Below are 12,242 nucleotides of genomic sequence, written 5' to 3' on the forward strand. Positions count from 1 at the left end.
CCACCTCCGGGCCTTGCCCCGATCGCCCTCCCCGGTGATCGCGCGCCGTGCCGCTCCGGAGCCGCAGATCGGCGCTTCGCGCCACGCTAGGAGACACCATGGCCAACAACCTCGGCATCATCGACCCGCCCATCGACGAGCTGCTCTCGAAGGTCGACTCGAAGTACGCGCTCGTCATCTTCGCCTCCAAGCGCGCGCGCCAGATCAACGACTACTACGCCGACCTGCACGAGGGCAGCCTGTTCGACAACGTCGGCCCGCTGGTCGACTCGACCATCGACGACAAGCCGCTCTCGGTCGCGCTGCACGAGATCAACGAGGACAAGCTCGTCGCCCGTCCGGTCGCCGAGCCCCTCGACGAGTAGTCCCGACCGGGGGCGCTCCGCGACATGCGGTCATCGAGACGGGCCGCACGGCTGAACGTCGTCGTCGGGATCACCGGCGGCATCGCCGCCTACAAGGCGGTCGGGGTCGTCCGCGCGCTGGTCCTCGAGGGTCACGACGTCCACGTCGTGGCCACCGAGGCGGCGCTTCGCTTCGTCGGCAAGCCGACGCTCGAGGCCATCTCGCGGAACGCGGTGCACACCGAGCTCTACGAGGGCGTCGCCGAGGTGCGCCACGTGGCGATCGGCCAGGCGGCCGACCTCATCGTGATCGCCCCGGCGACGGCGCACACCCTGGCGAAGCTCGCCACCGGCCTCGCCGACGACCTGCTCGGCAACACGGTGCTCGCCAGCACCGCTCCGGTCGTGGTCGCTCCGGCGATGCACACCGAGATGTGGGCGAACGCGGCCACGGTCGCGAACGTCGCGACGCTGCGCTCCCGCGGCGTCCACCTCGTCGGCCCGGCCGTCGGCCAGCTCACCGGCGCCGACTCGGGCCCGGGCCGGATGGAGGAGCCGGCGACGATCGTCGCCGAGGCCCTCGCCGTCCACGCCCGCGCCACCGCCGCCCGGCGCGACCTCGAGGGCCTGCGCGTCCTCGTCACCGCCGGCGGCACCCGCGAGCCGCTCGACCCGGTCCGCTTCGTCGGCAACCGCTCCAGCGGCCGGCAGGGCGTCGCGCTCGCGGTCGCCGCGGCCGCGCGCGGAGCGAGGGTCACCCTCCTCGCCGCGAACCTCGACATCGAGGCGCCGCAGGGCGTGGCGGTGGTCCCCGTCGGCACCGCGCTCGAGCTGCGCGAGGCCGCACTCGCCGCCGCTCGCGACGCCGACATCGTGATCATGGCCGCGGCCGTCGCCGACTACCGGCCGGCCGACGTCTCCGAGGCCAAGATCAAGAAGGAGCAGCAGGGCGACCGCCTCGTCCTCGAGCTCGTGAAGAACCCGGACGTCCTCGCCGAGATCTCCGCCGCGAAGACCGACGGGCAGCTGATCGTCGGCTTCGCCGCCGAGACCGAGCCCGACCGGGACGCCATGCTCGCCCTCGGCCGCGCCAAGATCGCCCGCAAGGGCTGCGACCTGCTCGTCCTCAACAGGGTCGGCTGGGCCGAGGGTTTCCAGAGCGACAGCAACACCGTGGTGGTCCTCGATCGGGCCGGAGATATAGTGATCGAGGCTTCCGGCAGCAAGGCGTCGGTCGCCGATCGCGTCCTCGACGTGGTCGCGCGCTAGGGCGACTCCCTGGCCCGGTCCGCCCCCGGTGAGAGGGCGAGCCCGGTGCGGGACTGCACCGGATCGAGACAGCTCCGGCTGCCGCGCCCTACGGAATGAGACGCTCGACATGACCTCCGGCCCCCTCCGCCTGTTCACCTCCGAGTCCGTGACCGAGGGTCACCCGGACAAGATCTGCGATCAGATCTCGGACCGCATCCTCGACGCGCTCCTCCGCGAGGACCCGCGCAGCCGGGTCGCCGTCGAGACGCTCGTCACCACGGGGCTCGTGCACGTCGCCGGTGAGGTCTCCACCTCCGGCTACGTCGAGATCCCCGCGATCGTCCGCGACACGATCGTCGAGATCGGCTACGACTCCTCGCTCAAGGGCTTCGACGGCCGCTCCTGCGGCGTCTCCGTCTCGATCGGGCAGCAGTCGCCCGAGATCGCCGCGGGTGTCGACACGGCCCTCGAGGTGCGCGGCGACGCGTCCGACGACGACGCGTTCGACCGCCAGGGCGCGGGCGACCAGGGCCTGATGTTCGGCTTCGCCACCGACGAGACCCCCGAGTACATGCCGCTGCCGAGCTGGCTCTCGCACCGCCTCGCGGAGCGCCTCGCCGAGGTCCGCAAGACCGGCGAGCTGGACTACCTCCGGCCCGACGGCAAGACGCAGGTCACCATCGGCTACGACGGCACGACGCCGGCCACGATCGACACGGTCGTCCTCTCCACCCAGCACGCCGAGCACGTGAGCACCGCCACGATCCACGCCGACATCGAGGAGCACGTGATCCGCCCCGTCCTCGAGCGGGTCGACCTCGACTCCTCCGCGGTGCGCCTGCTGATCAACCCCTCCGGCCGCTTCGAGATCGGCGGCCCGCAGGGCGACGCCGGGCTCACCGGCCGCAAGATCATCGTCGACACCTACGGCGGAGCCGCGCGCCACGGCGGCGGCGCCTTCTCGGGCAAGGACCCGTCGAAGGTCGACCGCTCGGCCGCCTACGCCATGCGCTGGGTCGCGAAGAACGCGGTCGCCGCGGGGCTCGCCCGCCGGATGGAGGTGCAGGTCGCCTACGCGATCGGCAAGGCCGCCCCGGTCGGCCTCTACGTCGAGACCTTCGGCACCGGCACCCTGCCCGACGAGCAGATCACCGAGGCGATCCGCTCGGTCTTCGACCTGCGTCCCGCCGCGATCATCCACGCGCTCGATCTGCTCCGCCCGATCTACTCGCAGACCTCGGTCTACGGGCACTTCGGCCGCGAGCTGCCCGACTTCACCTGGGAGCGCCTCGACCGCGTCGACGACCTCCGCTCCGCCGCGGGTCTCTCGTAGGCGCCGACGCGGCGGGGGAGGCGGTGACCGGTCCGGCGGGGCGCGTCGCGCGCGTGCTCCTCGACTCGCCGCTCCCGCAGCTCGACCGGCTGCTCGACTACGCGATCCCCGAGGCGCTGCGCGACGGCGTCCGGCCCGGTGTCCGGGTCCGGGTTCCGTTGCGCACCGGCGGGCGGATCGCGGACGCGTTCGTCGTCGAGGTCGGCGAGGGCTCCGAGCACGCGGGAGCACTGAGCGAGCTCGAGGAGCTCGTCTCGCCGCTCGTCGTGCTGACCCCGGAGGTCTGGGCGCTCGCCCGGCGCGTCGCCGACCGTGCCGCCGGGGGAGCGAGCGACGTCCTGCGCCTCGCGGTGCCGCGGCGCCACGTGCGTGTCGAGCGGGCGCACCTCGCCGCCCTCGCCGAGGTGGACGCGGCCGCCGTCCCGTCCGAATCAGACGCGGAGTCCGCTCCGGCCGAGCCGGTCGCGGACGGCACCGTGCCCGGCGCGGTGACCGGCTACCCCGCTGAGACGTTCGACCGCCTCCTCGACGGCGGTCGCCTCGCGGTGAACGCCGTGCCCGCCCCGGTGCAGCTCGCCTCCGGAGCGTGGGTGGGCGGCTGGGCGGTGACGCTCGCCGAGCTCGCCCGCACCGCGCTGGCGGCCGGGCGCGACGCGATCCTCGCGGTGCCGGACTACCGCGACCAGGAGCAGCTCGAGCAGGCCCTCGCCGAGCACGTGCCCGAGGACGCGGTCGTGCGCCTCGACGCCCGGCAGAAGGGCGCCGGCCGCTACGCCGCGTTCCTGCGCTGCCTCACCCCGGGTCCGCGGGTCATCGTCGGCAACCGCTCGGTGCTCTACGCGCCCTCGTCGGCGCTCGGCCTGATCGCGCTCTGGGACGACGGCGATCCGCTCTTCGCCGAGCCGCTCGCGCCGTACGCGCACGCCCGCGACGTGGCGCTGGTGCGGCAGGAGCAGAGCGGCGCCGGGCTGGTCCTGCTCGGCAACACCCGCACGGTCGAGGTGGAGCGGCTGGTCGGCCTCGGCTTCGCCGCCCCGGTGCAGCCGCGGCCCTCGCGGCGCCCACACGTCGTGCCGACCGCGCAGCAGACGGCCGCCGACGAGCACGACCAGGCCGCGCGCATCCCGTCGACCGCCTGGCGGCAGGCGCGGATCGCCCTCGACTCGGGTCCCGTGCTCGTCCAGGTGGCCCGCCCCGGCTACGCGCCGGTGGTCGCCTGTGCGCGCTGCCGCACCGTGGCGCGCTGCAACCGCTGCCAGGGTCCGCTCGCCGTGCACGCGGCGGGGGCCCGGCCGAGCTGCGGCTGGTGCGGGCTGATCGCCGCCGACTGGCACTGCTCGGTCTGCGAGGCGACGGCACTGCGCCTGGTGAGCCTCGGCGCCGGCCGCACGGCGGAGGAGCTCGGTCGCGCGTTCCCGGGCGTCAAGGTCGTCGTCGCGGACGGTGCCCACCCGATCCTCACCGTGCCCGGGACGCCCGCGCTCGTCGTCGCCACCCGCGGCGGCGAGCCGCGAGCCGACGGCGGCTACCACGCCGTGCTGCTGCTCGACGGCGAGCGGATGCTCGCGCGGGAGAGCCTGCGCGTCGCCGACGACGCCCTGCGCACCTGGTCGAACGCGGCCGCGCTGGCCCGCCCCGGCGCTCCCGTGCTGCTGGTCGGCGTCGCCGGGCGCCTCGCGACGGCCCTCGCGACCTGGCGCCAGGACGAGTACCTCCGCGCCGAGCTGATCGAGCGGCGCGAGCTGCGCTTCCCGCCGGCCGTCCGGCTCGCGACCGTCAGCGGCGACGCGCACGCCGTGACGGAGGCGCTCGACGCGCTCGACGAGGCGGACCGGCACGAGGTGCTCGGCCCGGTCGGGCTCGAGGACGGCTCCGTCCGGGCGATCGTGCGCTTCGACTACGCTCGCGGGGCGGAGGTCGCCGCCCGCCTCCGGTCCGCCGTGATCCGCAACGCGACCCGCCGCCGCCGGCCGCCCACCACGCCGGGCCGCTTCCGGCCGGCACCGAAGCTGCGCGTCCGGCTGGACGACCCCGACATCCTCTAGACCCGTCCCCCGGACCCGTTCTCCGCTCGACCCCCACGCTCAGGAGCTCCTCGTGCGCCTCGTCTTCGCCGGCACGCCGGCCGCCGCCGTCCCCACCCTGCGCGCCCTCGCCGCCTCCGAGCACGAGATCGTCGCGGTGGTCACTCGGGCCGACGCGCCCGTCGGCCGGAAGCGCGTGCTCACGCCCTCGCCCGTCGCCGCGGTCGCCGAGGAGCTCGGCCTGCCGGTGCTCAAGGCGAACCGCCTCGACGAGGAGGTCACCGACCGGATCGCGGCTCTCGAGCCGGACCTCGGCGTGATCGTGGCCTACGGCGGCCTGGTCCGCGCGCGGCTGCTGGCGGTGCCGCGCCTCGGCTGGATCAACCTGCACTTCTCGCTGCTGCCGCGCTGGCGCGGGGCGGCGCCCGTCCAGCGCGCGCTGATGGCGGGGGAGGAGCGGATCGGCGCGGCCGTCTTCCAGCTGGTGGCCGAGCTGGACGCGGGCGACGTCTTCGCCGGGATCGAGGAGGAGGTCGCCGGGCGCTCGGCGGGCGAGCTGCTCGAGGTGCTCGCCGAGCGCGGGGCCGCCCTGACCGGCGAGGTCGTCGACGGGCTCGCCGCCGGGACTGCGGTCGCCGTGCCGCAGTCGGGCGAGGTCACGCTCGCCCCCAAGCTCGACGCGACCGACGGCCGGATCGACTGGTCCCTGCCGACCGCACGGATTCTCGCGCTCGTCCGCGGGGTCACTCCCGAGCCCGGAGCGTCGACGGCGGTCGGCGACGCGCGGCTGAAGGTGCTCGCCGTCGACGAGGCGCTGATGGACGCTCCCCTCGCCCCCGGCGCCGTGCTCCTCGATGCCGGCCGTGCCCTGGTCGGCACGGGCGACGGAGCCGTCGAGCTCGTCTCGGTGCAGCCCGCCGGCAAGACCCCGATGCCCGGCGCCGCCTGGGCCCGGGGCCTGCGCGAGAGCACGGTGCTCGCGTGAGCGGCCGCACCCGCGTCGCGCCGGCCCGCCAGGTCGCCTACGACGTCCTGCTCGCGGTCAGCGGCGGCGACGCCTACGCCAACCTCGTGCTGCCCGCCCGGATCCGCGCCGCGGGGCTCTCGCCGGCCGACGCGGGCCTGGCCACCGAGCTCTGCTACGGCACCCTCCGCCTCTCCGGCTACTACGACCGGGTGATCGCCCTCGCGGCCGGCCGCGCCGTCGAGACCCTCGACGCCCCGGTGCTCGACGCGCTCCGGCTCGGCGTGCACCAGCTGCTCGGCACCCGCGTCGCCGCGCACGCCGCCGTCAACGAGAGCGTCGCGCTGGTCGCGGGCGGCTCCTCCCGCGGCGCCGTCGCCTTCGCGAACGCGGTGCTGCGCTCGGTGACCCGCTCGAGCGCCGAGGAGTGGCAGCAGCGCGTCGCGGACGCGGCGACCTCGGGTGACGACCGGATCGCCGCGGCGACCTCGCATCCGGTCTGGATCGTCAAGGCCCTGCGCCGCGCCCTCGCCGCCGAGGGCGCCGCCGACGAGCTCGAGGCGCTGCTCGCCGCCGACAACGCGGCCCCGCGGGTGAACCTCGTCGCCCTGCCCGGACTCGCCGAGGCCGCCGAGCTGCCCGACGCGGAGCCCGACCGCTACTCGCCGGTCGGCCTCGTCAGCACCGGAGGCGACCCCGAGGCGATCGCGCCTGTGCACGAGGGCCGCGTGCGCGTCCAGGACGAGGGCTCCCAGCTGGCCGCGCTCGCACTCTCCCGCGCGGAGCCCGTCCGCGAGGGCGAGCGCTGGCTCGACCTCTGCGCCGGTCCCGGCGGCAAGGCGGCGCTGCTGGCCGCCGAGGCACGCGCGGGCGGCGCGACGCTGCTGGCCAACGAGGTCGTCCCCGCGCGGGCCGGGCTGGTCCGCCAGGCCCTCGCCGCGGTCGACCCGACCGTCGAGGTCCGCACCGGGGACGGCCGGGCGGTCGGCGAGGAGCAGCCGGGCGCCTTCGACCGCATCCTCCTGGACGCCCCGTGCACCGGACTCGGCGCCCTCCGCCGCCGCCCGGAGGCGCGCTGGCGGAAGACCGCCGACGACGTCGCCCCGCTCGCCGCCCTGCAGGGCGAGCTGCTCGACTCCGCCCTCGCCGCGCTCGCGCCCGGCGGACTGCTCGCCTACGTCACCTGCTCGCCGCACCTCGGCGAGACGAAGCGCGTGCTCGCCCTCGCCGCGGAGCGCCACCCCGGCGGCTTCGAGCTCGTCGACACCCCCGCGGTCCTCGACGGCATCACCCGCGAGCCGCTGCCGCTGGCCGACGGCGCGCTGCACGCGCAGCTCTGGCCGCACCGGCACGGGACCGACGCGATGTTCATCCAGCTGCTGCGCCGCAGCCCGGCCTGACGGCCCGTCCGCCGCGCCTAGGCTGGGGAGCATGCCCGCACGGATCAACCCCAGCATCCTGTCCGCCGACTTCGTCAACTTCGAGGCCGAGCTGCAGCGGATTGCCGGGGCCGATCTCGTGCACGTCGACGTGATGGACAACCACTTCGTGCCGAACCTCACCTTCGGCCTGCCGATGGTGCAGCGCCTGCAGGAGGTCTCGCCGCGCCCGCTCGACGTGCACCTGATGATCGACGACCCAGACCGCTGGGCGCCGGGCTACGCCGAGACTGGCGCCTACTCCGTGACCTTCCACGCCGAGGCCGCGCGCGACGCCGTCGCGCTGGCCCGCCGACTCCGCGGGATCGGCGCGCGCGCCGGCATCGCGCTCAAGCCCGGCACCCCCGTCGACGACTACCTCGACCTGCTGTCCGAATTCGACCAGGTGCTCGTGATGACGGTCGAGCCCGGCTTCGGCGGCCAGTCCTTCATGGCCGAGACCATGCCCAAGCTGCGCGCGCTGCGCGAGGTCGTCGACCGCACCGGCCTCGACGTCTGGCTCCAGGTCGACGGCGGCATCGCCCCCGGCACGATCGAGATCGCCGCCGAGGCGGGCGCCGACACCTTCGTCGCCGGCTCCGCCGTGTTCGGCGCCGACGACCCCGAGGCCGCCATCGCCGCGCTCCGCGACACCGCGTCCTCCCTCCTGCACCGCCACTGACCCGGCCGCCCTCGCCGGTCCGCCGCCGCGTATAGACTTCCCCGGTGAAAACTTTCGACGACCTCTTCGCTGAGCTGGGCGAGAAGGCCGCCGCGCGTCCCGAGGGTTCGGGCACGGTCCGCGAGCTCGACGCCGGTGTGCACTTCATCGGCAAGAAGATCGTCGAGGAGGCCGCCGAGGTGTGGATGGCCGCCGAGTACGAGGGCGACGAGCGCACGGCCGAGGAGATCTCGCAGCTGCTCTACCACCTGCAGGTGCTGATGCTCGCGAAGGGCCTGACGACGGCCGACGTCTACCGACATCTGTGAGCGTCCCGCCGATCGCCGGAGTGCGCCGCCGCCACGTGGCCGCGCGCTCCCACGCTCTCCGAGGCGCCGTCGCGCCTCCGCTCACCGAATCACCCTCGACCTCCAGAGGACGTCCCGTCGTGACCACGACCACCCCCACCACTCCTGAGACCACCGGCACCACCGCTCCGCCCGCGCTCCTGCGCGTCGCCGTCCCCAACAAGGGCTCGCTCTCCGAGACCGCCGGCCAGATGCTGGCCGAGGCCGGCTACACCGGCCGTCGCGATCCCAAGGAGCTGCACGTCGTCGACGAGCGCAACGGGGTCGAGTTCTTCTACCTCCGCCCGCGCGACATCGCCACCTACGTCGGCTCCGGCGCGCTCGACGTCGGCGTCACCGGCCGCGACCTGCTGATCGACTCCGGCTCCGAGGCGCGCGAGATCGCCAGCCTGGGCTTCGCCGACTCGACCTTCCGCTTCGCCGGTCCGGCCGGACGCTACACCGAGCTGCAGCAGATCGACGGCCTCCGCGTCGCGACCAGCTACCCCGGGCTCGTCGGCCGCTTCCTCCGCGAGCACGGCGTCGAGGTCACCCTCATCCGCCTGGACGGCGCGGTCGAGTCGGCCATCCAGCTCGGCGTCGCCGACGTGATCGCCGACGTCGTCGAGACCGGCACCACGTTGCGGAAGGCGGGCCTGGAGATCTTCGGCCCGGTCATCCTGAAGTCCACGGCCGTCCTCGTCTCCGGCGCGGGCGAGCCGGAGGGCATCCCGGTCCTGCTGCGCCGCCTGCAGGGCGTCCTCGTCGCCCGCGAGTACGTGCTGCTCGACTACGACTGCCCCGTCGCGCTGCTCGAGACCGCCACCGCGCTCGCGCCCGGCTTCGAGTCGCCCACCGTCTCGCCGCTGCACGACCCCGAGTGGGTCGCCGTGCGGGTCATGGTGCCGCGCGCCGACATGAACCAGGTGATGGACCGCCTCTACGACCTCGGCGCCCGCGCGATCCTGGTCACCTCGATCCACGCCGCACGCCTCTAGGAGGGGGAGCGATGAGTCTCGCCGTCCGCGTCATCCCGTGCCTCGACGTGGCCGCCGGCCGCGTCGTCAAGGGCGTCAACTTCCAGAACCTGCGCGACGCCGGCGATCCGGTCGAGCTCGCCCGGCTCTACTTCGAGCAGGGCGCCGACGAGCTGACCTTCCTCGACGTCACGGCCACCGTCGACGACCGCTCCACCACCTACGAGGTCGTCCGCGCGACCGCCGAGCAGGTCTTCATCCCGCTGACCGTCGGCGGGGGAGTGCGCTCCGTCGAGGACGTCTCGCGCCTGCTCGCGCACGGCGCGGACAAGGTCGGCGTCAACTCCGCCGCGATCGCCCGCCCCGAGCTGATCGGCGAGATCGCCGACGTCTTCGGCGCGCAGGTGCTGGTGCTCTCGCTCGACGTCAAGCGGAGCGACGCCACGCCCTCGGGTTTCGTCGTCACCACCCACGGCGGCCGCCGCGAGACGACGCTCGACGCGCTCGCCTGGGCGGCCGAGGCCGTCGAGCGCGGGGCCGGCGAGCTGCTGGTCAACTCGATCGACGCCGACGGCACGAAGCAGGGCTTCGACCTGCCGCTGATCAGCGCGATGCGCGAGCTGAGCACCGTGCCGGTGATCGCCTCGGGCGGCGCCGGTGCCGTCGAGCACTTCGCCCCCGCCATCGAGGCGGGCGCCGACGCGGTGCTCGCCGCCTCCGTCTTCCACAATCGCGAGCTGACGATCGGCGACGTGAAGCGCGCCCTCGACGACTCCGGGATCGAGATCCGCCGATGAGCACCGAGACGACGACCGACGGCACGACGACCCCCGACGACCTCACCGCGGTCCTCGACCGCGCGACCTTCGACGCGAGCGGCCTCCTGCCCGCCGTCATCCAGCAGCACGACACCGGCGAGGTGCTGATGCTCGGCTGGATGGACCGCGAGGCGCTGCGCCGCACGCTGACCGAGGGCCGGGTGACCTTCTGGTCGCGCTCCCGCCGGGAGTACTGGCGGAAGGGCGACACCTCGGGGCACGCCCAGTACGTCCGCGGGGCCGCGCTGGACTGCGACGCCGACACGCTGCTCGTGCAGGTCGAGCAGATCGGCGCCGCCTGCCACACCGGCGAGCACTCCTGCTTCGACGTCGATCCGCTCGCCCCGGTGACGGACCTCGGGCCGCAGGCGTGAGCGGCCGGCGCCTCAAGTACTCCGCGATCCTCGGGATCGTGCTGCTCGCCGCGCTCGAGCTCACCGCCTCCACCCAGCCCTGGGCAACGCTCGTGCTCACCCCGGGCGTCGGCGACGGCCGGGCGCTCTCCGTCGTCGGCACCGTCGCCGCGCCGGCCCTGTCGGCCCTGGCCCTCGCCGGGCTCGCTCTCGCGGCCGCGCTCGCCATCGCCGGGCCGGCCTTCCGGATCGTCCTCGGGCTGCTGCAGATCGTCCTCGGCGGCTCGGTCGTCCTGGCCGCCTCGACCGCGCTCGCCGATCCCGTGCGCGCCGGCTCGTCGCTGGTCACCGACGCGACCGCGATCGCGGGCCGGGAGTCGGTCGCCGCGCTCGTCGCCTCGTCCTCCGTCACCGCCTGGCCGGTCGTCGCGCTGGTGGCCGGCGTGCTGACCGCGGTCATCGGCGTGCTCGTGCTCGTCACGGTCCGCCGCTGGCCCGGCGCGAAGAAGAAGCGCGCCTCCCGGTTCGAGCCCGCCGACGGCTACGGCCACGGCGCGACGACCGTGCAGACCGACGACGGCGACATCGATCCCGTCGTCTCCTGGGACGAGCTGTCCCGCGGCGACGACCCCACGTCCGCCCGCTGAGCGGCCCCCGGCGGACCCGCCCGTCGGCGAGGCCCTTCAGGCGCGAGCCGCTAGACTGCTCTGGTTCCCACGCACGTCCAGGAGGAGAGCCATGAGCACCGAGCACGACGACGACAACCACGGCCACTCGCCCGCAGCGTGGACGGCCGTCGTCATCATGCTGGTCGGCTTCACGGTCGGCACGATCGCCTTCTGGTTCGACCTGCCCCTCGTCGTCTGGCTGTCCGCCGGACTCGTCGTGGTCGGCCTCCTCGTCGGTGTGATCCTGGCCCGCCTGGGCTACGGCGTCGACGGCGCGAAGGCCAACCCGAAGGCGCGCGCGTAGAGTGCTCGGCGATCTGACCGCCGGCGCCCTGGCCGACGCGGCCCGGCGTCGCGAGACCGTCCCGCTCGCCGCCCTCGAGCGGCGTGCCGCCGAGCGCCCGCCCGCCCTCGACGCCCTCGCCGCGCTGGCTCCGGCCGAGCGCGTCAGGATCATCGCCGAGGTCAAGCGGTCCAGCCCGTCCCGCGGCGCCCTCGCCGAGATCCCCGACCCCGCGCTGCTCGCCGGGCAGTACGAGCTCGGGGGAGCGAGCGCGATCAGCGTCCTCACCGAGGAGCGCCGCTTCAAGGGCTCCCTCGCCGACCTCGAGGCCGTCCGCGCGAAGGTGTCGATCCCGGTCCTGCGCAAGGACTTCATCGCGGAGCCCTACCAGGTGCTCGAGGCGCGCGCCTCCGGAGCGGACCTCGTCCTGCTCATCGTCGCCGCGCTCGAGCAGCCCGTGCTGGCCGAGCTGCACGCCCTCGTCCTCGAGCTCGGGATGACCCCGCTGGTCGAGACCCACTCGGGCGACGAGCTCGAACGGGCCGCCGACCTCGGCGCGCGCCTGATCGGGGTCAACGCCCGCGACCTCTCCACCTTCGAGCTCGACCGCGACCTCTTCGGCCGGCTCTCCGAGCGCTTCCCGGCCGACGCCGTCAAGGTCGCGGAGTCGGCGGTCCTCTCGGCCGACGACGTCGCGCACTACCGCCGCTCCGGCGCGGACGTCGTCCTCGTCGGCGAGGCCCTCGTCACCGGCGGCGACCCCGTCTCCACCCTCGCCGGCTTCCTGGCGCACTGATCACG

14 protein-coding genes are annotated in these 12,242 nt (G+C 74.8%); all 14 read left to right on the forward strand.

From position 1 onward, the window contains the following. Nucleotides 1-98 precede the first annotated feature (98 nt). The 14 genes from rpoZ to trpC all read left to right on the forward strand — a co-directional run bounded on the left by rpoZ (nt 99) and on the right by trpC (nt 12,237). Nucleotides 99-365, forward strand: coding sequence for a DNA-directed RNA polymerase subunit omega (rpoZ, locus tag EDF36_RS11130; RefSeq protein WP_123446225.1), 267 nt, complete (start codon nt 99-101; stop codon nt 363-365). Between the two features lie 51 nt (nt 366-416). Beyond that, nucleotides 417-1,613 carry a bifunctional phosphopantothenoylcysteine decarboxylase/phosphopantothenate--cysteine ligase CoaBC gene (coaBC, locus tag EDF36_RS11135; protein ID WP_123733333.1) on the forward strand — a complete coding sequence of 399 codons (1,197 nt, stop codon included), beginning with the start codon at nt 417-419 and terminating at the stop codon, nt 1,611-1,613. A gap of 109 nt (nt 1,614-1,722) precedes the next feature. Continuing rightward, the gene (metK, locus tag EDF36_RS11140) at nt 1,723-2,928 is read left to right on the forward strand and encodes a methionine adenosyltransferase (protein ID WP_123704384.1); all 1,206 of its coding nucleotides are present in this window, start codon (nt 1,723-1,725) and stop codon (nt 2,926-2,928) included. A 23-nt stretch (nt 2,929-2,951) separates the two neighbouring features. Beyond that, nucleotides 2,952-4,973, forward strand: a complete 2,022-nt coding sequence (locus EDF36_RS11145) for a primosomal protein N' (protein ID WP_123733058.1) — start codon at nt 2,952-2,954, stop codon at nt 4,971-4,973. A 52-nt stretch (nt 4,974-5,025) separates the two neighbouring features. Further along, a complete protein-coding gene (locus EDF36_RS11150) occupies nt 5,026-5,937 on the forward strand; it encodes a methionyl-tRNA formyltransferase (RefSeq protein WP_123733059.1) in 912 nt (303 codons plus the stop codon). Continuing rightward, complete coding sequence (locus EDF36_RS11155; RefSeq protein ID WP_260300682.1) at nt 5,934-7,316, forward strand: RsmB/NOP family class I SAM-dependent RNA methyltransferase; 1,383 nt, start codon at nt 5,934-5,936, stop codon at nt 7,314-7,316. The genes EDF36_RS11150 and EDF36_RS11155 overlap by 4 nt, the downstream gene beginning before the upstream one ends. Before the next feature lie 31 nt (nt 7,317-7,347). Beyond that, nucleotides 7,348-8,016, forward strand: a complete 669-nt coding sequence (rpe, locus tag EDF36_RS11160; protein WP_123733061.1) for a ribulose-phosphate 3-epimerase — start codon at nt 7,348-7,350, stop codon at nt 8,014-8,016. A 44-nt stretch (nt 8,017-8,060) separates the two neighbouring features. Next, on the forward strand, nt 8,061-8,324 hold the full coding sequence (locus EDF36_RS11165; RefSeq protein ID WP_055791842.1) for a phosphoribosyl-ATP diphosphatase: 264 nt from the start codon (nt 8,061-8,063) through the stop codon (nt 8,322-8,324). A gap of 119 nt (nt 8,325-8,443) precedes the next feature. Further along, a complete protein-coding gene (gene hisG, locus EDF36_RS11170) occupies nt 8,444-9,340 on the forward strand; it encodes an ATP phosphoribosyltransferase (protein WP_123733062.1) in 897 nt (298 codons plus the stop codon). A gap of 11 nt (nt 9,341-9,351) precedes the next feature. After that, nucleotides 9,352-10,116 carry an imidazole glycerol phosphate synthase subunit HisF gene (hisF, locus tag EDF36_RS11175; RefSeq protein ID WP_123733063.1) on the forward strand — a complete coding sequence of 255 codons (765 nt, stop codon included), beginning with the start codon at nt 9,352-9,354 and terminating at the stop codon, nt 10,114-10,116. Beyond that, a complete protein-coding gene (hisI, locus tag EDF36_RS11180) occupies nt 10,113-10,511 on the forward strand; it encodes a phosphoribosyl-AMP cyclohydrolase (RefSeq protein ID WP_123704366.1) in 399 nt (132 codons plus the stop codon). The genes hisF and hisI overlap by 4 nt, the downstream gene beginning before the upstream one ends. Then, the gene (locus EDF36_RS11185) at nt 10,508-11,137 is read left to right on the forward strand and encodes a Trp biosynthesis-associated membrane protein (RefSeq protein WP_123733064.1); all 630 of its coding nucleotides are present in this window, start codon (nt 10,508-10,510) and stop codon (nt 11,135-11,137) included. The genes hisI and EDF36_RS11185 overlap by 4 nt, the downstream gene beginning before the upstream one ends. A gap of 91 nt (nt 11,138-11,228) precedes the next feature. Beyond that, nucleotides 11,229-11,462 (forward strand): DUF6704 family protein, encoded by a 234-nt coding sequence (locus tag EDF36_RS11190; RefSeq protein WP_123446235.1) that lies wholly within the window; start codon nt 11,229-11,231, stop codon nt 11,460-11,462. Nucleotide 11,463: 1 nt separating this feature from the next. Further along, nucleotides 11,464-12,237: an indole-3-glycerol phosphate synthase TrpC gene (trpC, locus tag EDF36_RS11195; RefSeq protein WP_123446236.1), complete on the forward strand. Its 774-nt coding sequence runs from the start codon at nt 11,464-11,466 to the stop codon at nt 12,235-12,237. Nucleotides 12,238-12,242: the final 5 nt, after the last annotated feature.

This window comes from Rathayibacter sp. PhB152, assembly GCF_003751395.1.
Classification (GTDB): domain Bacteria; phylum Actinomycetota; class Actinomycetes; order Actinomycetales; family Microbacteriaceae; genus Rathayibacter; species Rathayibacter festucae.

Bases quoted from the DNA above. Each gene is read 5' to 3' on its own strand.
- rpoZ (WP_123446225.1), top strand. From the start codon at position 99: ATGGCCAACAACCTCGGCATCATCGACCCGCCCATCGACGAGCTGCTC.
- metK (WP_123704384.1), top strand. From the start codon at position 1,723: ATGACCTCCGGCCCCCTCCGCCTGTTCACCTCCGAGTCCGTGACCGAG.
- rpe (WP_123733061.1), top strand. From the start codon at position 7,348: ATGCCCGCACGGATCAACCCCAGCATCCTGTCCGCCGACTTCGTCAAC.
- hisF (WP_123733063.1), top strand. From the start codon at position 9,352: ATGAGTCTCGCCGTCCGCGTCATCCCGTGCCTCGACGTGGCCGCCGGC.
- hisI (WP_123704366.1), top strand. From the start codon at position 10,113: ATGAGCACCGAGACGACGACCGACGGCACGACGACCCCCGACGACCTC.
- EDF36_RS11190 (WP_123446235.1), top strand. From the start codon at position 11,229: ATGAGCACCGAGCACGACGACGACAACCACGGCCACTCGCCCGCAGCG.